A 24383-nucleotide genomic window follows, 5' to 3' on the forward strand; every position below is an offset into this window, starting at 1 on the left:
CTACAGTATCAAGTATCTTCGATGAACTCGGGTACTTATAAAAAAAGCCCAAGCAAGTGACTGCTTGAGCTTTACAGAAAAACATTAGGTTAATGTGGCTCTAAATCACTATGTTCTCACGAGCGACACACAGCATTCCACATGCGCCGTATGTGGGAACATATCCACCGGCTGCGCCTCAACCACCTGGTACCCGCCATCCGCAAGGATACGCAAGTCCCGCGCCAGCGTCGACGGATTGCACGACACGTAGACGATGCGCTCTGGGCGCATCTCCAGCATCGTATCCAGCAGCGCCTGGTCGCAGCCCTTGCGCGGCGGGTCGACGACGATAACGTCAGCCGTCTCGCCCTGCTCCTGCCAGCGCGGCATGACTTCCTCCGCCGCACCTACGGCGAACTCCGCGTTCTGGATGCCGTTAATCTCGGCATTGCGGCGAGCATCGTCGATCGCCTCCGCGACGATCTCTACGCCAAGTACTCGCTTCGCGCGCTGCGCGAGGAACAACGAAATCGTGCCGATGCCGCAATACGCATCGATTACCGTCTCTTCGCCCGTCAGGGCAGCGTACTCGACCGCTTTCTCGTACAATACTTCCGTCTGCACTGGATTGACTTGATAGAACGAGCGCGCCGATATTTCAAACTTGATATCTCCGATATAATCGGTAATATATTCAGATCCCCATAACAAACGGGTCTTATCGCCCAAAATAACATTCGTTTGCTTGTTGTTAATATTCTGGCATACACTTTTCAATTGCGGCAAAGCTTTAACCAGATCTTCTACGAATTCTTCTTGCTGCGGAATACGCTTCCCGTTGGTCACCAGTGTGATCATCAGTTCATTCGTCCGGAAGCCGATCCGCATTACTACGTGGCGCAGTAAGCCAGTATGTGACTCCTCGTTATAAGGCTGAATGCCATGTTTACGCGCAAGCTCCTTGACAACACGCATCGCTTCATCGTGCACTTCGTGCTGGATCAAGCTTACATCCGTATCCATAATCCGATGACTAGCCTTCGCGTAGTACCCGCCAATCAGACCGCCAGTCCGTTCGTTCTGGCCGATTGGCATTTGACTCTTATTGCGGTAACGCCAAGGGTTGTCCATCCCAATAGTCGGCAGCACTTTGACTTGTGTTTCACCAGCTACTGAATTTGTTGCTCCAACTGCCCCGCCATCAGCCTGCTCCACTCCAAATTTACCGATGCGCTCCAGCACATCTACAACGTGCTGACGCTTCCAGCGCAATTGCTCGTCATATGCCAGATGCTGAAGCTGGCAGCCGCCATAATAATGAGCAGGGTGTTCCGTCTCCACACGATAAGGACTATCCACCACACGTTCCAACACCTTGGCGAAGCCGTATTGCTTCTTCACCTTCAGCACCAGAGCGCGTACTTTTTCGCCTGGAAGCGCATTTTGCACAAACAATGTAAATCCTTCTACCCGACCTACGCCTTCTGCCTCATGGGTCAAGCCGATAATATCCAGTACAACCTCATCGTTTTTCTGTACAGGTGCGGTTGATACAGCAGCCACTGCATTCGTGCGTCCTTTTCCCGACCCTCTGCGATTACTGTTCTTGCTTCGTTTGTTATCCTGTTTACTCATTTTTTTCCTCCATCTGTATATCTTCCTAATAATCCGGCATACATCAATAGTTGGTATCAGCCCGTACAGCTATATCTTTTAAACCTTGCCACTTTACCTACAAATCCAGCTGTACTTTATCTGAATTACTTGCATACGTGCCTATGTTCTGTTTAGATTTCAATCGTGTTTTCACTCTTGTATCCTATCCACGCACCCTTGAATCCTATCTATTCAAAAGCCGTAATCCTCACTGTCATGTATTGCCCTGTGTATGATGTTTATAACCTGTGCGCAATCGTAGTGCAGTATCCGTCCGTTTACATTAATAGACGACAAATCTGGATTTATACTGTGCATAACTGCATTTTAACGCTGTATCCATCATTTCTATCCACAGATTCATTCAGGTAAAATGTAATCCTCGCCCTTTAACATCAAGAAAACGGCCCGTTTCGTCCTGTTGGCCTGCCTATATAACAAGACCCTATTTCACAGCGAAACCGACCGCCTTATTCAGCTATCTCTATCGAAATACAGCAGCACTACCCATAACACTCTCGTCCGATGCATAAAAGAAGACGCGTAGCCCCCGCTCACGCGCCTGTACGATATAGCTGCTTGCCATGTCCTCAACTCTAACAGCTCACTAGCACATCGAATTCATCACATCGTTAAATACACGACGTCATATCTGAGAAAATGAACTTAGCGATACGTCGACTCCCCTGATAGATCGGCATAAATATGCAAATGACGCGGCAGCATCTCAAACACAGCCGGCAGCGTGCCGCCGTACTCGCCGTCCAGGTTCAACTGGACATAGTCAGAAGACGTCACTTCAATACGCTTCGACTGAATATGAATGACGTGCGGATCATTCACGTGCTCACCGCGCAGAGCCATGCTCGCGAGACGAATCAGCTCTGCAATATTACATTTCTTCAGCATAATAACGTCAAACAAACCGTCGTCTATCGACGCTCCTGGTGCCAGCTTCTCGAAGCCGCCAACCGAGTTCGTATTGGTAATCAAGAACAGCATAAATTCGTCATGAAACTCTCCATGGCCGTCAATCTTCAGCTTCAGTTCGGTCGGGCGAAGCTGAAAGATCATCTTCTCCAGCCCCTTCATATAATAAGCCAACTGCCCGATCATCGTCTTAAGCCTGCTCGGCACCTCATAGGTCAGTTCCGTTAAAGAGCCACCGCCAGCAATATTAATGAAGTGCGTATCGTTAGCACGCCCAACATCAACAGCACGGGTCTCCTGACGAATGATAAGGTCACATGCGTCCTCCCAATTCCGCGGGATACCAAGCGCACGCGCAAAGTCATTGGTCGTCCCCAGTGGGATGATGCCAAGCGGCGGCCGATGTTCCTTAATGGCCATACCGTTAATGACCTCATTTATTGTACCATCGCCTCCAGCTGCGATAATAAGATCATATTCCCGATCAATCGCATCTGCCGCGCTCCGACTGGCATCACCTTCGCCCTCGGTTGCATGCGTCGTCGTCTCGATACCAGCGGCATCCAGCCTTTGCAAAATATCTGCCAGCTTCTTCTTGCCTTCCTCACGTCCGGAGGTCGGATTATAAATCAGCCTCGCTCTTTTTATCATGTATCCTTCACCCATTTACAATCTATTCATAAGTACGCCATCCCACAACCTGCGGAATCGTCAATAAAGCAGAGACGGTTCCGTAATAAAAGCCATCCATCAAGCATTTCGTCAATCTCTCTCGATGTATGGCTAGTCCATCTTATTAAGTTTAACCGTTCAGGCCGCAATTTCAAACCCTCATATTAAAAAAGGATCCGCCTTGCTCACTTCTCTCGAGCTATCGATATCCACTTATTACAATTTAACTGCTTACAAACAGGACAAAATGGGCTAATTTATGAGCTTGATAGTACTCGCCTAGCCTCCTGCTCCAACCAAGCCGTCAGTGCAGGATGAGGGAGCAGCGTCTGCCCGTCATACAACAGCGCACACTCATCTGCTTCCAATTCAGCGTTCCCATTCTGAGATTCGATTTCTAACGCGGAGGACAAAAAGTCCTGTCGCACAGGCGCAGACTTAGGCATAACAGCCGATAGCCGCTCAGGAATAACTTTCGTAGTAAAGTATCCTTGGCTTAAAAAAATGGGAACAACCGCCACTCGACCACCAGCAGTGTGCTCTCTGCCCGCAGACAGCAGTGATTGCATCTCCTGAACGCGACCACCAACATCATCGCAGCAGAGCAAAGCATGTCCAGCGACTACACACCAGTTACGCGCCTTCAATTCATGAGCCATCCGTGTTAGCCCATCCCGCCAGCGCGTCTGAAACGGCTCATGTGGACTGCCGTGTGCAATCAGCATAACAGCGTCACGCTTCCCGTCCACATCCAATGCACGCAGCCGCGCAGCTACCATTGCATATACGGAATCATCCTCGTCAAGGGGCGCACCATATACAATGTCTGCGTGCACCCTGAACCGCTCCAGGTCAGAATCGCACAAAGGCTCTTCCTTCACGCCAAGTGCCCACGCGATCTCATCCACGTGGGTACTTCCCGATGACACAAATAAAGGGACGACTCCAATCTGCTCGACGCCTTGTGACTCCAGCTCATCAATCCCATCCTGTATGCTCCTGTTCGGAACGCATTCCAAAAAAGAAGAAGCGACCGGCAGGCCCTCCGGCCATACTGCCTTATCAATCGCTTCATCCACTAATGTTACCCAAGCTTCGTCCCTTGAGCCATGGCTAATAATCAATAGCCCCTTCATCCTAACGTCCAAGACGCTCCAGCGCCATCTTGTATCCATCGTTGCCGTAATTCAGGCAGCGCTTTACACGGGAGATTGTCGCCGTGCTTGCTCCCGTCTCTGCTTCGATTTGGTTATATGTACAGCCCTTACCAAGCATCCGTGCTACTTCCAGACGCTGAGATAAAGACTGTATCTCATTAACCGTACAAAGATCATCAAAGAATATATAAGCTTCTTCCAATGATTCCAACGTTAAAATAGATTCAAATAATTGATCAATCGATTTATCGTTTAACTTTTTCAGTTGCAAACTGATCCACTCCTACAGGTTCTCATGTACACTCATTGTACTTCCTTTATCCAACCTTTTCAAGCAGTACAGTAGTTTCGCGTTAACGAACTGCCGTACCCGATAGCGCTTACAATTCGATTAGGCGTTCGCCCACGGGCGAAAGTCCACACGAGTTGTTCGCCTACGACATACAGTATAGCAAACAGGGGCATTTGCCAACCCCTAATTTGCATATATGAAGGGTGATTCGATGAACACACCTAAAGAGCTCATGTCCGTGCCGAGCTTACACATACCGAATGCGCAGCAGCAGAACCATCATAGCGGGAGCTCTGCCCAGATTCATTCCTCCCGCCCCGGGTCTCCGCTGCCGCATCCACATAGCTCCACGGCATATCCTCCTGCCTCCCCCGTCAAGGGGGCCGGATACAAAGTTTCCTACCGCAGCAGTGAGGAACAAGCGGTTACCACCTCTGGGTTAACCCCTCAGAACCCTGGTTCCAATGCAGTCGTACCGTATCAAGCGCCTGTAACTCCCGTCGCATCCGCTGCCGCCGCGACGTCCAAAAGCGGATTTAACATCGGCGACTTAAAAGGCATCTTTGACCGTATGGGTGGTGTTGAAGGCATTGTTTCCACCATGGGCAAAGTGCAAAAAGTGATGCAAAGTGTGCAGCAGTTTGCGCCAATGGCCAAAATGCTTGTCGGTGTCTTCGGCAAGTCCAAGAACAAAGACAACGAAGACGACGAATACTTCTATAAGCCGTCACGCCGCCGCAGACGGAGACGTCCGTCCAGCACTGGGCGCTCTCCTAGACGTCGCAAGCAAGCTCCAAGACGAACCGGTAGAACCAAGAACCGACCCTCGCGTCCTTTACGCCCAACCCGTTAAGCACTTAATCTCAACTCCAAACTCCAAGCCCCAAACACCAAAAAGAGCCGATCCTCCGAGGAACGGCTCTTTCTCATTACTCGCACAACGGGCAAGTATGAGTGTATCTTAATAGAAAATAAAATCGATAATCTTAAATATTACAGCAGCCAATACCGCACAGATTGGAATCGTAATAAACCAAGCAATCACGATACGTCCTGCTACTCCCCATTTTACAGCAGAGAAACGCTTTGCTGATCCAACACCGAGGATAGCTGACGTAATGGCATGCGTTGTACTTGTAGGCAAATGAGTTAACGTAGCCGACAAAATAACGGTAGCCGACGTCAAGTCTGCAGCAAATCCATTGATTGGCTCGATCTTAAAGATCTTCGTGCCCATTGTTTTAATGATTTTCCAACCGCCAATAGATGTACCCAGTGCCATCGCTGTTGCCGCTGCGATCTTAACCCATGTCTGCACTTCCATTTCTGTCTGGAACCCAGCTGTAACAAGCGCAAAAGTAATGATACCCATGGCTTTCTGCGCGTCGTTTGTCCCGTGGGAGAACGACTGGAAAGCAGCTGTAATAACCTGACAAGTACGGAAGCCCTTGTTGACAGAGTGCGGGCTCTTGTTTGCAAATATCCATTTGAGGATGGTCATCAAAATATAACCGCCTACAAAAGCAATAATAGGCGAAAAGATAAGCGCTAATACGATGCTTTTGAAGCCGCCTACATTAAGTCCTTCCATCCCGGCTCCAGCAAATACACCACCTGCCAATGCGCCAATTAGCGCATGTGAAGAGGAAGAAGGAATGCCGAACCACCATGTAGCGAGGTTCCAAATAATCGCCGCAATCAAAGTCGCCGCTACAATTTCCAGGCCGTTAGTTAACGTCGTAGGGTCCGCTACGCTGCCCCCGATCGTCTTCGCAACTCCCGTAAATGTAAGTGCACCAACAAAGTTCATCACGGAAGCCATAATAATAGCTGTTCGCGGCTTTAAAGCTCTTGTCGACACTGATGTAGCGATTGCATTTGCCGTATCATGGAATCCATTAATAAAGTCAAACGCAAGTGCCAGGAAAATAACGATCCCGATAACTAATAATGACGTATCCATACGAATATCTTGCACAGAAGCTTGCTAGGAACGTCTGCGCAATTCCCTTAACCCCCTTCAATCCTTGAGCTGTCTTCAGCCGATGACAACTTTAGGAATTACGCATCACGATCGTTTCAAGCATATCAGCAACATCTTCGCAGCTATCCGTAGTCTGCTCTAGACGTTCATAGATTTCCTTACGTTTAATGAGATCAATCGGGTCTTTAATGTTCGCAAACAACGCTTTCACTCCAGAACGGAGCAGTGCGTCCCCTTCGTTCTCCAGATCATTTAACTTGATGCTGTATTCACGAATAGCAAGCAGTTTCTTCTGCGACAGCAGACGAATCGCCTTTTGAATCTCGTACGTGCTTCGTTTCAGCACATCCGCAAATTGGACTACAATTTCATCACGTTCAAACATTTGGTACATTTCAAAACGGGAGGCACTTGCTTCCATACCGTCCAATACATCGTCCAACGCCGTCGTAAGCGACATGATGTCTTCTCGTTCAATCGGCGTAATAAAGGTCTTGTTCAATTCTGTAATGATGGTGTGCGTGAAGCCGTCACATTTGTGTTCCAAATCTTTCATTTCCTTCACGAACTCGGAAACATTACTCAGATCTTCGACACCTTTTGCAAACGTTTCAGCCGCCGTGACGAGCGTATCCGCCATGTTTTGCAGCGTTTCAAAAAACACGTCCTTCTTCTTGAACATTCTGAAATCTCCTTTGCAACCTAATTGCGTGTGCTGTAAACTTTTCAAGCCTTACATATCTTATCATAAAAAAGACGTCGTTTGTAAATAAATCGTAAACGTAAAATGTAACATTTCGCGGCAATTCTCATAAACATATCTGACATTTTCTTATTTTTTCGACAAATTTCGATTTTTTATAACAATATTATCCTATTCGCTCCATTTTACATGTGATTCCTTCGCTTCTAAACTTGGCACAATCATAATATGGGTTATGCCTGGATGCAGAGGGATAACTTTCCCCTCCACCTGAAACTGGATAGGTCCACCCGCTTGACGCACCCAATTTCCAAATGCCGCCCGTCCATTACGAAACCAGATCGCTTTGCCTCCAGTGACCACATCAACGCTCAGTCTGCCTGCTTTGTCCAATACCTGATGCTTTGCTTCAACCGCAAGGACATTTACTGCACGCAATGCCTCTTGGTTCTCTTTATCGACGTGCTGCTTGCCTGCCACATATCGGATATAGTTTCCACGATTAGCGTCATATTGATACTCCACCAGCTCTGAATTTTTTAACAAAGCAATCGTAATCTTACTTGCCGCTTCGGTTGTGTACGCTAGAGCAGTATGTTCAGACATTCCCTCTACAGAAAAGGACATCACAGGAATAGCTTCTGTCAGCTTGTACTTCTTCTTCGCAATCCCCTGCTCCAATCTAGTGAGGCTCGTGTATAAATTATGAGGTGCTCTCCTGCTCTTGTCCCGCCAAAAATAGGAACCTGCATTTGAAATTTCGTCCAAGTAGGGCTTGTGCTGCTGTTGGAGTATACGATAACCATCAGGGCTGCCCCCCGCATGAACAAGCACTGCTTTGTAGCTCTCCCCAAGTTCAATCAAATAAGGACGAATGCTCCTGACAGGGCCAATGCTGCCTGCATATTGATTCTGACTCTGATAGATCGCAACTAAACGTGAAATACCACCCTCAGCCAACACTTCGATTAGCACATCCGCGTAAGATAAGCCTGACTGTGGGCGCGCAGCCTTGTAATTATTCACCATTACGGCAATCGGGCGTTGTTGAATCGCTTGTTCTTGAGCCGCTAATCCTGTAAACGGAGCCAGCACCTGTAACGGGTCACTGGTTTCCTGCTCGGGTATGATCATTTCCTCTTGAGTGGGCTTGTCTGACTTTTCTTGATAATTGACAGTAGTAGCTTGCGTGCAGGCGGCGGTTATGAGGCTAAGGGACAGCAATAACACAAGTAGACAACATTGACCACGATGGAAGGATGGTTCATGCATCGATGGGATTACCTCCTGCTCGATTCAGTTATTTTAACATTATTATCCATTATTATTTATCAAATGTCCAATCATCCGGATACCTCTATTGATAAGATATACTTCTTCTGATCTGTAAATAACTTGCCCGTCGAAAGTACTTTGAGAAAATAACAAAAAACGAAGCCATTACCGCCCTTTTCAGGTCCGCATGTGCTTCGCTTCGTATGAACTATATAGAAATATTAGCCTCTTATGTGTCTGCCTGGATCTAGTTAAATGCTCCAATGTGCCCATTGCTGCTGGCGGCGTTCCCAATGTTGAAGCCATTCAATCGTGCGATCATATACCGCTTCACGATGGCTGCCATGAGAGTATGTGTGATCCGCTTGGAACACGATCTCTTTGTCACATTGGCCATCACTGCGCATCCAGAACAACTTCTGGTACAAGAACGAATAATCTGCTGGAATGACATCGTCTGACGTACCGTGAATCAGTAATACATCGCCTTGGAACTTTACGGCCTCCTGGAAAGGTTGGTGTTTGCCGAGGGAATCGAAGTAATCAGGTGTAAAATGATAACCCAAATACTCGGTCTTACCGCTTTTTACAGATTCGTCATAACGATTGCGTCCAACAATGTTGATGATGTCGTTAAATGGATAAGCCACTGGCGACCACAACACCAGCCGTTTAATGCGTTGATCTCTTACTGCCGTTAACAATGCAACTGCTCCACCCAAGCTGTGTCCGATCAGCGTTACCCGTTGAGGATCTACATCTCCACAAGAGAGGGCATAATCTAGAACGGCCTGAGTCTGCTCGATCATAGCGTCGATGCCAAGTTGCCCGTACTCGCCAGAGCTCTCGCCACAGCCCGCATAGTCAAATCGCAGCACAATATGACCTTCTGCTGTCAGACGCCTCGCGGCGTTTACGAATAAACGGTCAACTCCGATTCGGCTTCCCACGAAGCCATGGCATATAACTGTCAGCGGTACCCTTTTGCATGATTTCTCCTCAGATCGGGATTCAAAAGGTGTACGCTCTACAGGATAATGTATCGAAGCTGCGATACGTTCCTGCTGCCACTTTATTTCTACAAATCGTTCCATCATTATTCCCCCACTTCCGTTCAGTATTTCCTTATATGTTATATATCTTATAATTCCGATTAATTTACTTGTATTTATATTAATTTGGATTTTATCATCGTATTCCTGTAATGTCAACCATTCTTTAGCCCATTCTCATTAATCAAATTGTTCATATCATCCAACGCTGCGCCATGTATTTTCTACTAAGAATGTTGGCTTTAATGATGTTCAACCTATTTCATGCCGTACATGTAAATTGCTCTTTTGCTTTCTTCTATGCTCCTCTGTGCTTCTCTGTGCTTCTCTGCGTTCTTCTGTTAAGTTCGTTCGCTGATCGTAAAATAACCTAATCTATTATCAAGTCTCTGCTTTCCCCACCGACAAGAAAAGGGCCACAGCATCAGATGCCGCGGCCTTTGCCTGTAATATATCCATGGTATTCCTGTTGCTCTGTTGCTGGTCATTGTAACGAGGTTGCGTGGCTATTTCAACTCATAATCCAAATCGTCCGCATGAAATCCATAGGATTCATTGATCATCTGATTCGTCGCCTTGGCGCCACGTTCAACTGGACAAGCATCGCCTACACACTCATTGTCATCGGAGTCTTGAAGCGAGCCAGACACCGCATCAATTTCTGCTGCCGGGCTGTTATGGTCAGTACCATTTATACTCTCCCATGCATTCACTTCATCCACCCCTCGTGCATGTTCCTGATTCAAGTATTGCTTAGTCAACTCATCCGACGGATAAGATGATTGTTGTTCGTACATTAACAGGCCCTCCAATCCTGCACGGCGCCACAGCATCATTTGTCTCACCCTCTGTTCATCAGGTGTCTTTCCTGCTGCGGTTATGCCGTCCTGATGTAGTTTCAACATAGTATGAGAGAGTTGTCGTCTGGTTATTCCTTAGGTTGAGAAGTTTGATAAATAATTGTTCTAAATGGGGCAAGCTAAGCTGACTTCCATAAAAAAAGACTTGCCTCTTCTCCCTTAGGAGATGAAGCAAGTCTTTAATATCGTTCTTAACTATTTAAACCAACGCGCCAGTTAAGGCTTTGCCGGCAATATCCGTCCGGTAATACATGCCGTCAAACGAGATCAGCTTCACCGCTTCATAAGCGGCAGCTTGTGCAGCTTTCACATCACTGCCGCGCCCTACAATACCTAGCACACGGCCTCCACTTGTGACAATGTCGCCCGCTTCGTTACTCGCCGTGCCTGCATGGAACACTAAAGCCTTCTGTTCCGCATTCGCTAGTCCCGTAATTACATCACCTTTACGGTAAGTGCCTGGGTAGCCTCCAGACGCAACGATTACACATACGGCCGCATCATCGCTCCACTCCAGTTGAATCTCATGCAGCGTTCCATTCACTACCGCTTCAAATACCTCAACAATGTCTGTCTTCAAGCGAGGCAATACAACCTGCGTCTCTGGATCGCCAAAACGTGCATTAAACTCCACGACCTTCGGCTGTCCTTCAGGCGTAATCATAAGGCCTGCAAACAACAAACCTTTAAATGTCCTGCCTTCTTCCACCATCGCCTTGGCTGTAGGCTCGATAATTGTCTTCAGCGCCTCTTCTACGACAGACGCATCGATATGCGGAACTGGGCTATAGGTTCCCATGCCGCCAGTGTTCGGACCTTGATCCCCATCGAAAATCGGCTTATGATCCTGTGCTGGCACACAAGCACGTACTGTCTCTCCATCAACAAATGCCAGAATCGATATCTCTTGTCCTCGCATAAACTCTTCAATGACGATTCGGTTGCCAGACTTGCCAAATTTCTTATCCACCATCGTCTCTTGCAGCGCAGCTTCTGCTTCCGCCAACGTATGAGCGATGATGACGCCTTTGCCTGCTGCAAGCCCATCGGCTTTAATAACCGTTGGCAGCGGCTGGCTGCGTACATAACGAAGAGCAAGCTCAACATCATCAAAAGTCTCGTAGGCCGCTGTTGGGATATTGTATTTTCGCAAGAGATGCTTCATAAACACTTTACTGCCTTCAATCTCCGCTGCAGCCTTGTTTGGACCAAATACTTTTAATCCGTAACTTTGCAGCACATCTACAATCCCATCCGCAAGCGGATCATCCGGCCCCACCACGATGAGATCTATTTCATGCTCTTTCGCATAGTTTGCAATAGCTTCAAATTCATTCACCGCAAGCGGCACGCACGTCGCCAGTTCGGCGATACCCGCATTTCCCGGAGCGCACACAACCTCCGACACTTTGCTGCTTTGGCGAAGTGACCATACTAGAGCATGTTCACGGCCTCCGCCGCCAATGACCATTACTTTCATTTTTGTCGCCTCCACCTTGAAGTTAATTATCCCTTGCCATTGTAATCGAGCAGCGAGCGTAACTAACGTATATTAATGTTTAAAATGACGAATGCCTGTGAGCACCATCGCCATATCGTGTTCGTTTGCCACTTGCACGGACTCTTCGTCTCGGATGGAACCGCCAGGCTGAATAACTGCAACGATCCCCGCTTCTGCCGCAATCTTCAACGTATCTCCCATCGGGAAGAAAGCATCCGACGCCAGCACGGCTCCATGTGCATGCTCACCTGCTTGTTCAATCGCGATCCGTGCAGCTCCAACACGATTCATTTGGCCTGCCCCAACACCTACCGTCATGCCGTCCTTAACGAGTACAATCGCGTTGGATTTCACATGTTTCACAACGTTCCAACCCAGACGCAGCTGCTCCAACTCTTCTGCCGAAGGCTCACGCTTTGTCACCGTTTGCAGTTGATCAGCCTCTAGACGATGCAAATCCGTCTCCTGAATAAGCAATCCGCCATCAATTGAAGTTAGCTGCCAAGCGGCATTCTTTTTCGAAGAAGAAGGTTCGATACCTGTACGCAGTAAACGAATGTTTTTCTTTTGTGACAGAATCTCAAGTGCCTCTGTCGTAAATTCAGGAGCTATCACGATCTCCAGGAAAATCTCGCTTAATAACCGTGCCGTGTCCGCATCAATAGGTCGATTTGCAGCTACGATGCCGCCGAAGATCGACGTCGGATCAGACGCATACGCTTTGCGGTAGGCTTCATATATGCTTTCCCCGATCCCAACACCGCATGGATTCATATGCTTTACCGCCGCAACCGCCGGTCCTTCAAACTCGCTCACAATCGCCAGCGCCGCATTAGCATCGTTAATATTATTATAGGATAACTCTTTGCCGTGGAGTTGTTCAGCCGTTGGCAAGCTGCCTTGAGAAGCAAGCGGTGCACGGTAGAATGCTGCCTGCTGGTGCGGATTCTCACCATAGCGCAGCGATTGAACCTTTTCATAAGTGACCGTTAATTGTTCAGGGAATGTCTCGCCTACCTGTTCATTGAGATAACCAGCAATGACTGCATCATAAGCTGCTGTATGACGGAATACCTTTGCAGCCAGCTGTCTGCGTGTCTCCAGTGTTGTATCTCCTGTTGCCTGTACTTCCTCAATGATACGACCATAGTCAGCAGCATCAACTACTACTGTCACAAAAGCATGATTCTTCGCAGCCGAACGCAGCATCGTAGGCCCGCCGATATCGATATTTTCAATCGCATCCTCATACGTAACGTCTGGTTTAATAATCGTTTGCTTAAACGGATACAAATTAACAACGACGAGGTCAATGTAAGACAAGCCCAGTTCTTGCATTTGCGCTTGATGTTCCGCATTGTCACGTACCGCCAGCAATCCGCTATGAACCGCAGGGTGCAGCGTCTTGACACGGCCGTCCATAATTTCGGGGAAGCCAGTCACGTCTGAAATCCCGATTACAGGCACGCCGGCTTGCTCCAGCAGCGTCTTTGTTCCCCCTGTTGAAATCAGTTCAACGCCTGCTTTTGCCAATGCCTCTGCTAACTCTACAATTCCAGTCTTGTCCGATACGCTGATTAATGCTCTCTTCATCGACATCATGTTCTCTCCCTTGAGTGTAATTAGGATCAGCTATGCTGCACATCGTTGTTCTGTACTCTATTATTCAAGATCTATAGGTTTTATCATTTATTTGTCATGCTGCTTATACTGCTCTTTCTGCTACTAGACTCGAATTGGCGCTAATCTTCCTGCCAGCACATCGCAGATAACCGCCGGATACAGCCCATGCTCAATCGCATGGATACGATCAGACAATGATTCTTCCGTGTCGCCTGCTTCTACCTGTACAACATGCTGCGCTAAAATTGGCCCTGTATCCATTCCTGCGTCTACCAAATGTACCGTAACCCCTGTTACACGCACCCCATAGTCAAGTGCTTGCTTAACAGCATGAAGTCCCGGGAACGAAGGCAGCAGCGACGGATGGATGTTCATCATTTTTCCCGGATAGGCTTCCAGCAGTACATGCGTAATGATTCGCATATAACCTGCCAGCACGATCCATTCGATCCCTTCCGCTTGAAGCCGCTGAAGTAAGTCCTGTTCGTATAATTCTCGATTTTCATATTGCTTTGGCGTATAGACAGCTGACTGAATTCCTGCCGCCTTAGCCCGTTCCAAGACATAAGCTCCCGGCTTATCACAGACAAGTAAAGCAACTACCGCTCCGAAGTGTTCCGGATCGGTTTGAGCCGCATCCACAATCGCTTGAAAGTTCGAACCGGAACCTGAGGCAAAGATCGCAATCCGGGGAAGCCGCTTATCCGAAGTTGAAGCTCCTTCAATTGAAGGAGCTTCCTGTTCAGCGCTCGTCGAGGCGCTTAAGGAGCGCTGCATCATAGCCCCGCTCCCGGAATAAGCACGCGCCGCTCGCCTTCCTGTACGGTGCCAATCCGATATACCGTCTCGCCACTTGCGTTTAGGGAAGCTATTGCGGCCTCTGCATCTGCTTCAGCAACAACAATGACCATGCCGATTCCCATATTAAATGTTGTAAACAGCTCTTCCGCTGTTAATCCGCCAATTTGCTCCATGTGACTAAAAATAGGCAGTATCGGCCAGGAGCCGTAATCAATTTGAACCGCTGTACCTTCCGGCAGAACACGAGGAATATTCTCCAGGAAGCCACCGCCCGTAATATGTGCAGCACCCTTTACTCGTACTTGCTCCATCAAGCTGAGCATCGGCTTGACATAAATGCGGGTAGGCGTCAATAAAACTTCACCAAGCGTCAGGTCCGTCCCCAACTCCGGTACTGATGTCTGCAGGCTGTAGCCTGCTTTATCCAACAGCAGCTTGCGTACAAGCGAGAAGCCATTGCTGTGCACACCGCTTGACGGCAAGCCGAGCACTACATCACCCGCTTGAATATCCGCCCCGCTAATGAGCTTACTCTTATCAACTACCCCAACGCTGAAGCCCGCAATATCGTACTCCTCCGTTTGATACATGCCCGGCATCTCTGCTGTCTCGCCGCCAATAAGCGAACATCCTGCTTGTGTACAGCCTTCTGCGATGCCGCTGACAATGTGCTCAATACGCTCTGGATTTACTTTTCCACATGCCAGGTAATCGAGGAAGAACAAGGGCTCAGCCCCTTGGACAACGATATCATTTACGCACATCGCCACCGCATCAATACCAATTGTATCGTGCTTATCCATCGCAAAGGCAAGCATCAGCTTCGTGCCGACACCATCTGTTCCCGATACGAGTACAGGCTCCTCGTATTTCTTGTGATTCATTTGGAACAGGGCACCGAATCCTCCCAGATCGGTCATAACCTCAGGACGAAAAGTGCGTCGTACGTGCTTTTTCATACGTTCAACAGCTTCATTGCCAGCAGCGATATCGACACCCGCTTGTTTGTAAGCTTCAGACATGGGTTCCTCTCCCTTGTGCATAAATAATAGTAATATCCATTGTGTACTTCCTATAGTAGAACTCTGTATTCCAAATCCTAGCTTCCTATTCCTAGCAGCTGCAGCTCGAAGCTTTTGCTGTAGTGGCTAGCTCCGTCGGATAATCATGGTCAAAGCAAGCCATGCACAGCCCGCCGTTCTTCTCTTTAGCAAATGCGCCGCCTATAGCGTTCACCGTGCCCTCGTGCGACAAAAATGCAAGTGAATCAGCGCCTATGATGCTGCATATCTCTTCTACTGAATGGTTCGAAGCGATCAGATCGCTGCTGTCTGGCGTATCAATTCCATAGAAGCAAGGATGCTTGAATGGCGGCGACGCAATACGAAGATGAACCTCCAGTGCCCCAGCATCACGCAGCATCTTTACGATGCGGCGTGACGTCGTGCCGCGTACGATTGAGTCGTCAATCAGAACGACTCGCTTTCCTTCCACTACGCTGCGAACTGCGCTGAGCTTCATCTTAACACCTTGCTCACGCAGCTCCTGGCTCGGCTGAATAAAGGTCCGACCCGAGTATTTGCTCTTAATCATCCCCATCTCATAAGGGATGCCGGACTGCTCCGCATAGCCGATCGCTGCGGAAATGCTGGAATCAGGCACGCCGGATACAATGTCCGCTTCTACGAATGTTTCTTTGGAAAGCTCCATCCCCATACGCTTGCGTGCAGTATGAAGATTCACGTCATGCATTTGGCTGTCGGGACGTGCAAAGTAAATGAACTCCATCGCGCAAAGGGCACGACGCTCCACAGGAGCGAAGCGCTCTGAACGGTAGCCCATCGCGTCGAATACGAGCAATTCTCCCGGCTCGACTGCACGAATAAATTCCGCACCAACCGCATCAAGTGCGCACGATTCAGATGAGAAGACATATGCATCTCCGATTCGGCCCATTGCAAGCGGACGCAAGCCATGTGGATCTGATGCAACTAGCAGCCGATCATTCGTCATAATTAGGAACGCGAAGCCACCTTCGAGTTGACGCAGCGCATCTTTAGCAGCGGTAACCAGGTCAGCCTCAGAACGAGCAATTAGATGCGCGATGACTTCCGTATCACTCGTCGTCTGGAAGATCGAGCCCTTTTTCTCCAGTTCGCGGCGAATGACAGGTGCATTTACGATGTTTCCGTTCGTAGCGACGGACAAATCACCATCACGCGTCTTAAAGACGAGCGGCTGCGCATTCGTCAAGCGACTGTCACCGGATGTGGAATATCGTACATGACCGATAGCACGATCACCCTTCAGGCTCGCGAGACGGTCTTTGTCGAATACTTCCTTTACCAGTCCCATGCCGCGGTGATAGCTGAACTCACTGGCGTCTGAGGTACAGATTCCTGCACTCTCCTCGCCACGGTGCTGTAACGTATGGAGGCCATAATAAGTAAGAGAAGCGGCATCGGCGTAACCAAATACGCCGAATACCCCACACTCCTCGCGCAGACGATCAAAAGGACCATCCTTGCCAATACCCTCGTTAAAGTAGGTTCCATTCTCGTCCATACGCGTAAAGTCGTATACTAGAGCCGCCTCTTCACGTTCCTTCATATGCTTATGCTGCTTTATTGCATCAGACATGGAATCGCATCCTTCCACACCCGTTCCGCTTCGATCCGTGCCACATCGATGGCAGCCTCACCGTTCACCCGCAGTTGAATTCGGTCTCCGCCAACGACGCCTAAGCGCTGAACAGGCACATCATATTGGGCACAACTCTCAAGAACCGCCTCCACATGCTGTGGACGTACTGACAGCAGTATGCGGGATTGAGATTCACTAAACAAGGCCACATCTTTACGCAATCCTTCGATCTGCCAATCCGCCGTTACACCAATGCTGCCGCTAATAGCAGACTCCGTCAATGCTACAGCTATGCCGCCTTCTGCAAGGTCATGAGCCGATTGTACTTGACCCGCTTGTATGACACGAAGCACTGCGTGCTGCAGCTTTAATTCTGTATCTAAATTCACGACTGGAGGACGGCCCTCCGTCACCCCATGAATAACCGTTTGGAACTCGCTGCCACCAAGCTCTGCTTGGGTCGTACCCAGCAGCAAGACGATGTCGCCTTCCTGCTTGAAGCCTTGCTGCGTAATATGGTCCACATCGTGAACGAGACCAACCATGCCGACAACAGGCGTCGGGTAGATAGCTCCCTTTGCATTTTCATTATATAAACTGACGTTGCCTCCGATAACCGGAGTTGATAAATGACGGCACGCTTCTGCCATACCATCTACGGCCTGCTCCATCTGCCAGAAGTTCTCCGGCTTTTCCGGATTGCCGAAGTTCAAGTTGTCTGTAATCGCAAGTGGTTCAGCACCTGAACACACAATATTGCGTGCTGCCTCCGCAACGGCAATACGACCGCCCATGAACGGATCCAGATAAGCATAACGCCCGTTGCAATCCGTCGTCATAGCAAGTGCTTTGCGTGTGCCACGTACCATCACGACTGCAGCGTCAGAGCCTGGTGCTACTGCCGTACTTGCACGTACCATGCTGTCATACTGACGGTATACCCATTCTTTGCTCGCAACCGTTGGTGAGCCGAGCACCTTCAGCAATGCTTCGTTTACATCGGCAACTTCCGGATAAGAACTCGTATCTATCCCCTCGTTAGCGGTATAATACGCAGGTACTTGGGACGGCTTCTCATACACCGGACATTCATCGACCAGACCACGTACTGGCATGTCAGCTACTTCTTCACCACCATACGTCAGGCGGAGCCTTCCGTCATCTGTCACACGCCCTACCTTGCGGCAAATGACGCCCCACCGATCAAAGATCTCCATTGCAATCGCTTCATTATGCTCTTCAATGACGAACAGCATCCGCTCCTGTGATTCAGACAGCATCATCTCGTACGGTGTCATGCCGCGCTCGCGCTGCGGCACTTCATCCAGATGCAGTTCAAGTCCGTTGCCGGCCTTGCTTGCCATCTCCGCACTGGAGCAGGTTAAACCTGCCGCTCCCATATCCTGAATACCAATCACAATTCCGGACTGGATAAGCTCCAGGCAAGACTCCATGACCAACTTCTCCATAAACGGATCACCGACTTGAACCGCTGGACGCTTGGCTTCCGACTCTTCCGTAAGTTCCTCGGAGGCAAACGTCGCTCCATGAATGCCGTCGCGTCCAGTTGGCGGCCCTACATAATAGACAGGATTGCCAATACCGCTTGCTACCCCGCGCTGAATATCTTTATGGTCAATCAGTCCAACGCACATGGCGTTAACTAGTGGATTTCCCTCATAGCTTGAATCAAACATGACTTCGCCGCCAACCGTCGGGATCCCGATGCAGTTGCCATAACCAGCAATCCCTGATACAACATGCTCGAACAAATATCGCACGCGCTCATCAGTCAATTGACCAAAGCGAAGTGAGTTTAATAGTGCTACCGGACGTGCGCCCATGGAGAAAATATCGCGAATAATGCCGCCTACGCCCGTTGCTGCACCCTGAAAGGGCTCAATTGCGGATGGATGGTTATGGCTCTCGATCTTAAAGCAGACCGCTTGACCATCACCGATGTCCACAATACCCGCGCCTTCGCCTGGTCCAACCAATACACGATCACCTGTTACCGGAAAACGTTTTAAAAGAGGCTTGGAATTCTTATAGGCACAGTGCTCAGACCACATGACACTGAACACACCGATTTCTGTATAATTCGGCTTGCGGCCCAACAATTCACAAATATGCGCATACTCTGCATCAGTCACGCCCATGGTTGCATAGATACGACCATCAGCTATTTGCTGCGGTGTTGGTTCCTTCAGCATGTTGGCTTTACCTTGCTCCAGTGATGATGTCGTCTCGCTCTTAGTTAACGTTGGTTGCATGACGTTCCCTCCAGGCTTTCATAATTGATGCAAACATACGCACGCCGTCTTTCGAGCCGAGCAGATCGCTAACCGCACGCTCTGGATGCGGCATCATGCCAAGCACGTTGCCGCGTGTATTCACAATACCTGCTATATCTTCAATCGAACCGTTAGGGTTCGTTTCATACGTAAACACGATCTGATTATTGCGTTTCAATTGCGCCAGCGTCTCGTCGTCACAGTAATAATTGCCTTCACCATGCGCGATTGGAATATGGATCACTTCATTCGCTTCATAGTTGCTCGTAAATGCTGTGCTGTTGTTCGTCACATGCAAGTTCGAATAGTGGCATCTGAACTTTAAGCCCGTATTGCGGCGCAGCGCCCCTGGCAGCAAGCCCGCCTCGGTAAGAATCTGGAAGCCATTGCATATACCCAGTACGAACACGCCATCTTCCGCCGCCTTAGCGACCGCGCTCATAACAGGCGCGAAGCGAGCAATCGCCCCGCTTCTCAAATAATCCCCATAAGAGAAACCGCCTGGAACCATGATCAAATCATACCCCGTCAAGTCTTCTGTCGTATGCCAGACACGCTCTACGGTTGCACCTTCTAATGTCTCTTCTGCCGCATGTACACAGTCCCAATCACAATTGGAACCCGGAAATACGAGTACCGCTACCTTCATGGGCTTAGTCCTCCAACTCATAACGATAGTCTTCAACGACCGTGTTGGCGAGCAGCTGTTTGCACATCTTCTCGAGCTCCGCCTCTGCTTCCGCGCGATCATTCGTGTTCAGCGTCAGTTCCATATATTTACCGATACGCACTTCTTCCACTGCTCCGTATCCCATCGTGTGCAGTGCCTGTTGAACAGCAGCTCCTTGCGGATCGAGTACATTTGCCTTCGTCGTGACATAAACTTTTGCTTTGAACATGGAATCGTTTCCTCCCAAGAATGAGTGATAAGGTAGGTGCCTTGCGATCTATTCGCAGGGCGTGCTTGCTGACATTGTGTTATGAGGCATTTCTTAAAACAAAACCTAGAGACATAGAAACGGTCCGAGAGAAAGCGCTTGGAGCACTGCCCTAGGACCGTCTAGACCGGAAAGAAAACGCGAGCAACGCAGAAAAACTGCACCTGATCGCACATAAGCGACTGGTCTGATATACATACGTTTGCTGGACGCTTTCTCTCGTAGTCCAAAAATTTAAGGTCTTTGGGTAGAAACTTCGGGCCATATCCCCGGAATTATACGAGAGTTATCATCATACGTTATATTTAGATTTGAGTATAGTGTATCAGTGTTCAAACGCCCATGTCAACCGTAAAACACGAACATTAATTGTTAATTAAATATTATAGTTCGTTTTTATTTATAGAAACTCATTATTAACATTCAAAAACGAAGCAGCTTCGCTATTTCCTTTACTGTGCCCGCAATTCATCGTCTCTCGTCAACCAACCACATAAGCCGCAAACCATTCTGAATACATAAATACCGCCCGAAGTCATCGGACGGTATGTGATAACACTATTTATACAGTTGCTCTACGCAGCAGCAAATACGATATTCCCGCATACAAAACAGTCAAGACAAATATCCACAAGGAATGCTGGAAGACGGTATACTGTCCAATCCAGCTGAATATGTCTAACCAAAGTCTATAGTAGGTCAAGAGATAGGATCCCGCAGCTCCAACAAGAAATGAAGCTATAAAAAATACATACAACCCATTACGACCGTAACGTCGATGCAGACTTGAAATGACAAAACCGCAATAAAACAAATGCAGGAAGAAACTAAAATAGATCCATAATTGCTGCATGAATGTACCATCGTTTAGATAGGCTAAATGAAAAAAGTGAAGGTTGAATCCCCAGCCTGCTGTTCCATGTTCCAACGCACCAAGCAGAAGCAGAATGACAGTAGAGACGGCGCTTACAATAGCTATCGATATGGCCGTCCCTAGAAAATAATCCTTGCGCCTGATACTTAAACTGACTGCAAACACAAACGTCTGTGCTATAGTTACAACTCCTATTACAAACAAATAAATAAAGATCGAAGCCAAACCGCCACTCGTGAAGCCCTCATCATTATTGATGGAAAAAGCGATAATAAAATTAACGAAAAAGCTTAAAAACAGAATAAGCCAAGGGAGCACGAACCAAGACCACTTATCCCTGCTGTGCATCTTCACTACAGCTGCAATACGATTCATTATGCCTCTACCCCCTTGCGGTCTGAACCGCTCTTCGTCAGGTGAACGATTAATTGCTGCAGAGATACTGCGGTTAACTCTAGCCCCTGTGCTTCTGCTTGCTTTCTATCGCCAGTAGATAAACTTCCAATTACAGTAGCTGAAGTCATGCCACCAAAAGGAGTCCGGCTAATCACTTCCTTACCTGCTACAAAAGCCTCAACCTTAGCCGTTGTTCCCATTGCCGTAAATGCCCTTCCTCTCAAATCATCAGCATCTTCGTCCATGATCAGGCGTCCTTCATCGATAACCAGCACATGCTCTAACAATTGACTTACTTCATCTATTAAATGAGTAGAAAGGATGATTGTCCGCGGGTGTTCACTGTAATCCTCAATCAGTCTGTCATAGAACAAACTGCGTGATACTGCATCTAGTCCCAAATAAGGCTCATCAAATATCGTAAGGGGCGCTCGGCTTGCCAGACCTACTACGATTCCTACAGCTGATGTCATCCCTCTGGACAACTTCTTGACCATACGCTTCAAAGGCAATTTAAAATCAGCAATCAATGCATGTGCATATTCACGGTCCCAATTCGGAAAGATGGAAGCCGCTATCTCAAGCACATCTTCAACGCGGAAAATATCAGGGTATCTCTGGCTCTCTTTAATAAAGCAGATCTGCCGGAGAATAGACTCATTCTCATAAGGATTTCCACCGAACACTTTTAACTCGCCGCTGGTCGGAAAAAGCTGCGCTGTGATCATATGCATAATCGTGGTCTTACCTGCGCCATTCCTCCCAAGAAGGCCATAAATCTTATCCTCCTCAATCGTAAAGCTGACATGATCTACGGCGTTCACGCTGCCGTAGGTCTTTGTTAATCCATTCACTTCGATTGTTTTACTCAACACGCTTCGCCCCCCTCTTGATCATTTCCGTCAAATGTTCCGCTGTAATACCAAGCTTTTCTGCCTCCTGAATCATCGCAACCACATATTGCTCAAAAAATTGTTCTCTTCGCTTCTCCATCAATAGAGCCTGAGCTCCTGTGACTACAAATATGCCAATTCCGCGCTTTTTGTACAAAATCCCTTCATCCACCAACAGGGATACCCCTTTCGCGGCTGTCGCCGGATTAATTTGATAAAAAGCAGCAATCTGAATCTTTGAAGGCACTTGACTTTCTTCGGGCAATCTTCCTTCAATGACGTCATCCTCAATCCGTTCTGCAATCTGCATAAAAATCGGGCGACTGTCATCGATCAGATATCCCATTTCACCACCACCAAACTAGTTAATTACTCGTGTAACTAACTATACTTGTGTTTCAATTTATTGTCAACACTTATTGCGCCCTTTTCTGCGTGCCAACATCCGTTCAGCAGTGCTAACGAAACAACATCATTGCTTCCGTTTCATAATTACATGTTCCTAAACTTTTTCACATGGAGTATGATGGAACTATATGCATTCCTAAATGACTCGTTGTATTAGACAACTCTTGCATATGCTCTTTATAACCTCGTGCATACCCTTTGTTTGCCCAATCCAGCCTTACATACGCTGCCCGAATATGAGGTGTTTGCCCTTGAAAAAGTTTTATTGGTTTTTGGTCGTCATGGCATTTGTTTTTATGTTCGATTTATGGGTTGAGAATTCGGACCTCGCCTCCTCTTTCTTTCATACTTATATTGAACCCTACACCGATAAAGCAGAATTTCCGATTATTTGGACGATATTGATCCTCGCTGGTGTAGCCTCGTATGTCCTCGACATATTAGCCAGGAAGAATGAAGAAAAGAAGGAACTGGAAGCGACACTGCACAGCGAAATGCAGATGCTCGTGATGGCGAACCAACAGCTAGGCGCATACCGGATGCGAGATATCCTGCTCCTTCTGTTCCGCAGTTTCGTGCAAAATAACCCCTATGTCCTTGCCGTTCAACTTTATGAATTTACGCTGCAGCATCAGAAAGGCGATAGTGTGATCAAGCTGAATCTGATGGATGGAGCTATTATGGAAAATGTGGACCTTAATGCGGTTCATCAATCTTATTATCGGTTCAGTATTCAGCTCTATCGTGACTTCGTTACCGCACGGAGTGCAGCTGAACGCGGAGATTTTATGCCGTTCGTCGACTTTGTTACCACCCATAACCGGAGCTTATCTTTAAAGCGGGAACAGGACCTGAATGAGAAAGACGCTATTATTTATGCATTTTTGTTAATCAGTTTTGACCTGCTTGAGAAGTTGTTTGAAGCCAGCTTCACCTTATTTCTTGATCCAGACAAAGTCAAAAAGCTGGAGTCCATGAAGAGGACTGGTCTGCTCCGTGCCATTCTGCTGGAGAACTACTCTTATTCCTTCACCCATACCGGTAGAAATGAGAAATCCAACCGCCAATATATAGCTGCCAGACTACGTATACAAGACAAGCCTTATCTTTATGTCATTGCGCTCGATGCGGAGATTCTCCATGACGCTAACCGCAACCGTTTGCTGGATCAAATCACGGAAGATTTTGAAAATAAACTTCAAAAGTGTCTGGACTCTGTATATAATGGGAATTGAGATCAATGCAAAGCGAGGGAATGTGCATGAAGATAGGTGACACCAACGATTCTGACTTCGAGCAAGCGAAGAAAGATGCGATCGCCAGACTGGAGCAAGCAGGCATTCATGTGCAGAAAGGCAGCAAGAAACCCGCGTACGGCATGTATTCGTCAATAGTGGGAACTCGTAGAAAGCCCTTTGTGATACGATATTAAGCAGAAGGAGCAGCCTG

23 protein-coding genes and 1 riboswitch are annotated in these 24383 nt (G+C 48.0%); of the genes, 3 read left to right on the forward strand and 20 right to left on the reverse strand.

Features of this window, described 5'->3' with window-relative positions:
- Positions 1-108: 108 nt before the first annotated feature.
- From rlmD to QP775_RS21215, 4 genes are all read right to left on the reverse strand, one after another.
- Positions 109-1617: a 23S rRNA (uracil(1939)-C(5))-methyltransferase RlmD gene (gene rlmD / locus QP775_RS21200; protein ID WP_285108860.1), complete on the reverse strand. Its 1509-nt coding sequence runs from the start codon at positions 1615-1617 to the stop codon at positions 109-111.
- 687 nt (positions 1618-2304) lie between these two features.
- Positions 2305-3216 carry a diacylglycerol kinase gene (locus QP775_RS21205; RefSeq protein WP_239331900.1) on the reverse strand — a complete coding sequence of 304 codons (912 nt, stop codon included), beginning with the start codon at positions 3214-3216 and terminating at the stop codon, positions 2305-2307.
- A gap of 281 nt (positions 3217-3497) precedes the next feature.
- A complete protein-coding gene (locus QP775_RS21210; protein ID WP_285108861.1) occupies positions 3498-4376 on the reverse strand; it encodes a sirohydrochlorin chelatase in 879 nt (292 codons plus the stop codon).
- A gap of 1 nt (position 4377) precedes the next feature.
- Positions 4378-4668, reverse strand: a complete 291-nt coding sequence (locus tag QP775_RS21215) for a YerC/YecD family TrpR-related protein (protein WP_028544376.1) — start codon at positions 4666-4668, stop codon at positions 4378-4380.
- A 232-nt stretch (positions 4669-4900) separates the two neighbouring features.
- Here QP775_RS21215 and QP775_RS21220 point away from each other — a divergent pair, with 232 nt between their 5' ends.
- Complete coding sequence (locus QP775_RS21220; protein WP_285108862.1) at positions 4901-5542, forward strand: hypothetical protein; 642 nt, start codon at positions 4901-4903, stop codon at positions 5540-5542.
- Between the two features lie 108 nt (positions 5543-5650).
- Here the strand turns inward: QP775_RS21220 and QP775_RS21225 are convergent, their stop codons facing one another.
- From QP775_RS21225 to QP775_RS21300, 16 genes are all read right to left on the reverse strand, one after another.
- Positions 5651-6652 carry an inorganic phosphate transporter gene (locus QP775_RS21225; protein ID WP_239331898.1) on the reverse strand — a complete coding sequence of 334 codons (1002 nt, stop codon included), beginning with the start codon at positions 6650-6652 and terminating at the stop codon, positions 5651-5653.
- Positions 6653-6743: 91 nt separating this feature from the next.
- Positions 6744-7355 (reverse strand): DUF47 domain-containing protein, encoded by a 612-nt coding sequence (locus tag QP775_RS21230; RefSeq protein ID WP_239331422.1) that lies wholly within the window; start codon positions 7353-7355, stop codon positions 6744-6746.
- Between the two features lie 192 nt (positions 7356-7547).
- Positions 7548-8648: a DUF3048 domain-containing protein gene (locus QP775_RS21235; protein ID WP_285108863.1), complete on the reverse strand. Its 1101-nt coding sequence runs from the start codon at positions 8646-8648 to the stop codon at positions 7548-7550.
- A gap of 254 nt (positions 8649-8902) precedes the next feature.
- Entirely contained in the window at positions 8903-9745 is an 843-nt protein-coding gene (locus QP775_RS21240; RefSeq protein ID WP_239331418.1) for an alpha/beta hydrolase family protein, read from the reverse strand.
- 464 nt (positions 9746-10209) lie between these two features.
- A complete protein-coding gene (locus tag QP775_RS21245) occupies positions 10210-10605 on the reverse strand; it encodes a hypothetical protein (protein WP_285108864.1) in 396 nt (131 codons plus the stop codon).
- Positions 10606-10762: 157 nt separating this feature from the next.
- Complete coding sequence (gene purD / locus QP775_RS21250) at positions 10763-12043, reverse strand: phosphoribosylamine--glycine ligase (protein WP_239331414.1); 1281 nt, start codon at positions 12041-12043, stop codon at positions 10763-10765.
- A gap of 72 nt (positions 12044-12115) precedes the next feature.
- The gene (gene purH, locus QP775_RS21255; RefSeq protein WP_285108865.1) at positions 12116-13663 is read right to left on the reverse strand and encodes a bifunctional phosphoribosylaminoimidazolecarboxamide formyltransferase/IMP cyclohydrolase; all 1548 of its coding nucleotides are present in this window, start codon (positions 13661-13663) and stop codon (positions 12116-12118) included.
- A 126-nt stretch (positions 13664-13789) separates the two neighbouring features.
- A complete protein-coding gene (gene purN / locus QP775_RS21260; RefSeq protein ID WP_285108866.1) occupies positions 13790-14467 on the reverse strand; it encodes a phosphoribosylglycinamide formyltransferase in 678 nt (225 codons plus the stop codon).
- Positions 14464-15510, reverse strand: coding sequence for a phosphoribosylformylglycinamidine cyclo-ligase (purM, locus tag QP775_RS21265; protein WP_285108867.1), 1047 nt, complete (start codon positions 15508-15510; stop codon positions 14464-14466). Before purM ends, purN begins: the two co-directional genes overlap by 4 nt.
- Before the next feature lie 91 nt (positions 15511-15601).
- On the reverse strand, positions 15602-17098 hold the full coding sequence (purF, locus tag QP775_RS21270; protein WP_483312040.1) for an amidophosphoribosyltransferase: 1497 nt from the start codon (positions 17096-17098) through the stop codon (positions 15602-15604).
- A gap of 14 nt (positions 17099-17112) precedes the next feature.
- Positions 17113-19344: a phosphoribosylformylglycinamidine synthase subunit PurL gene (gene purL, locus QP775_RS21275; protein ID WP_285108891.1), complete on the reverse strand. Its 2232-nt coding sequence runs from the start codon at positions 19342-19344 to the stop codon at positions 17113-17115.
- A 40-nt stretch (positions 19345-19384) separates the two neighbouring features.
- A complete protein-coding gene (gene purQ, locus QP775_RS21280; RefSeq protein WP_239331406.1) occupies positions 19385-20074 on the reverse strand; it encodes a phosphoribosylformylglycinamidine synthase subunit PurQ in 690 nt (229 codons plus the stop codon).
- Between the two features lie 4 nt (positions 20075-20078).
- Positions 20079-20324 (reverse strand): phosphoribosylformylglycinamidine synthase subunit PurS, encoded by a 246-nt coding sequence (gene purS, locus QP775_RS21285; protein WP_028544362.1) that lies wholly within the window; start codon positions 20322-20324, stop codon positions 20079-20081.
- 241 nt (positions 20325-20565) lie between these two features.
- A riboswitch (purine riboswitch) is annotated at positions 20566-20666 on the reverse strand.
- A gap of 259 nt (positions 20667-20925) precedes the next feature.
- Positions 20926-21612: a hypothetical protein gene (locus tag QP775_RS21290; protein WP_285108868.1), complete on the reverse strand. Its 687-nt coding sequence runs from the start codon at positions 21610-21612 to the stop codon at positions 20926-20928.
- Positions 21612-22505 (reverse strand): ABC transporter ATP-binding protein, encoded by an 894-nt coding sequence (locus tag QP775_RS21295; protein ID WP_285108869.1) that lies wholly within the window; start codon positions 22503-22505, stop codon positions 21612-21614. The genes QP775_RS21290 and QP775_RS21295 overlap by 1 nt, the downstream gene beginning before the upstream one ends.
- Entirely contained in the window at positions 22498-22872 is a 375-nt protein-coding gene (locus tag QP775_RS21300) for a GntR family transcriptional regulator (RefSeq protein ID WP_239331402.1), read from the reverse strand. The genes QP775_RS21295 and QP775_RS21300 overlap by 8 nt, the downstream gene beginning before the upstream one ends.
- Before the next feature lie 313 nt (positions 22873-23185).
- On the opposite strand from QP775_RS21300, the gene QP775_RS21305 reads away from it, so the two are divergent.
- The gene (locus tag QP775_RS21305) at positions 23186-24169 is read left to right on the forward strand and encodes a hypothetical protein (RefSeq protein ID WP_285108870.1); all 984 of its coding nucleotides are present in this window, start codon (positions 23186-23188) and stop codon (positions 24167-24169) included.
- Positions 24170-24195: 26 nt separating this feature from the next.
- On the forward strand, positions 24196-24366 hold the full coding sequence (locus QP775_RS21310; RefSeq protein ID WP_285108871.1) for a hypothetical protein: 171 nt from the start codon (positions 24196-24198) through the stop codon (positions 24364-24366).
- Positions 24367-24383: the final 17 nt, after the last annotated feature.

This window comes from Paenibacillus sp. UMB4589-SE434 (assembly GCF_030226685.1).
Taxonomy (GTDB): Bacteria; Bacillota; Bacilli; order Paenibacillales; family Paenibacillaceae; genus Paenibacillus_B.